Genomic DNA, 1,420 nt, shown 5'->3' with positions numbered 1-1,420 from the left:
CGGGGACGGCCGTGGCGATGGCGCGGGCGGCCGGGCCGTCCTGATCTGCCGGCGCGCCGATCAGGCGGCCAGGACGTGCGCTTCGTGCATGGCCACCGACGTCGGACGGGCGTGGTCGTGGTCTCGCGGGCACGCGCAGCGCACGGCCATCACCGAGAGCTCGAGCCGCACGAACTCCACGTGATCCACGTGCTGCGCGTCCTTCATCCGTCGCCACCACACCATGACCGACCTCCTTCACCAGAGAGACGCGACGGATGCCGGATCGTGACGCGGGTTCCCGGAATCGGCCCCCACCGCGTTCGGCTTCGCCACATTCCGGATTCATTCACCGTTCAGCTTCGCGTGGTCGGCTAGGTTGGGCGCGACGTCCACCGCCGCGCGTCACCACCGAACGATGGGAACCCCCAGTGACCATTCGAACGGCCGAGTACCCCAGGCCGGACCACTTCCTGCTCCACATCAGCGACACGCACCTGCTCGCGGGTGGCGGCAAGCTCTACGACCGGGTGTCGAGCGAACAGCACCTGCGCACGCTCTTCGATGAGTTCGAGGCATCCGGTGCGCGACCCGAGGCGATCGTCTTCACGGGCGACCTGGCGGATCGCGGGGAGGCCGACGCCTACGACCGCATCCGCCGGATCGTCGACCCAGTGGCCGAGCGGCTGAGCGCCCAGGTCATCTGGGTCATGGGCAACCACGACGACCGCGGGGCGTTCCGCCGCGGCCTGCTCGGCGACCGGCTCGGCGGGTCGCGTCCCGTCGACCGCGTCGACGACGTCAACGGGCTGCGCGTCATCACGCTCGACTCCACCGTGCCCGGCCACCACCACGGCGAGGTGACGCCTGGCCAGCTCGACTGGCTCGCCGAGGAGCTCTCCATCCCTGCGCCGCACGGCACGATCCTCGCCATGCACCACCCGCCCGTGCCGAGCGTGCTCGACCTCGCGGTCTCGGTGGAGCTGCGAGACCAGGCCGGCCTGGCCGAGGTCGTCGAAGGCAGCGACATCCGCTCGATCATCGCCGGGCACCTGCACTACTCGTCGACGGCGACGTTCGCGGGCGTGCCCGTGTCGGTCGCGTCGGCGAGCTGCTACACGCAGGACCTGAACGTGCCGGTCGGCGGCACCCGCGGCCGCGACGGTGCGCGCGCCTTCAACCTGGTGCACGTGTATCCCTCGACGGTGCTGCACTCGGTCGTGCCGCTCGGCTCGTTCCCGGCGCTCGACTTCATCCCCGCCGACGAGAGCGCGCGCCGCCTGGGCGAGTCGGGCGTCAGCATCGCGGATGCCGCGACGCCGCGGGTCCCCAAGGAGCCGCCGTTCACCATGCCCATCCCGGTGCTCGCCTGACGGCAGCCGCCACCCCAGGTCGTGGTTCTCGCCGCGCGGCTACGCCGTGAGGTCGGGCGCGGCAGTCA

At 71.5% G+C, this 1,420-nt stretch carries 2 protein-coding genes; one reads left to right on the top strand and one right to left on the bottom strand.

Features of this window, described 5'->3' with window-relative positions; all coding sequences use genetic code 11:
* Positions 1-60 precede the first annotated feature (60 nt).
* The gene (locus GH736_RS22950) at positions 61-225 is read right to left on the bottom strand and encodes a hypothetical protein (RefSeq protein ID WP_159607332.1); all 165 of its coding nucleotides are present in this window, start codon (positions 223-225) and stop codon (positions 61-63) included.
* 185 nt (positions 226-410) lie between these two features.
* Between GH736_RS22950 and GH736_RS22945 the strand changes: the two genes are divergently transcribed.
* Positions 411-1,352, top strand: a complete 942-nt coding sequence (locus tag GH736_RS22945) for a phosphodiesterase (RefSeq protein ID WP_203230926.1) — start codon at positions 411-413, stop codon at positions 1,350-1,352.
* Positions 1,353-1,420: the final 68 nt, after the last annotated feature.

The organism is Agromyces humi, from assembly GCF_009720255.1.
GTDB classification, from domain to species: domain Bacteria; phylum Actinomycetota; class Actinomycetes; order Actinomycetales; family Microbacteriaceae; genus Agromyces; species Agromyces humi.
This window is presented reverse-complemented; position numbering and strand designations above follow the sequence as displayed.

Coding starts and splice junctions, on each gene's coding strand:
- GH736_RS22950 (WP_159607332.1), bottom strand. CDS start 225: ATGGTGTGGTGGCGACGGATGAAGGACGCGCAGCACGTGGATCACGTG.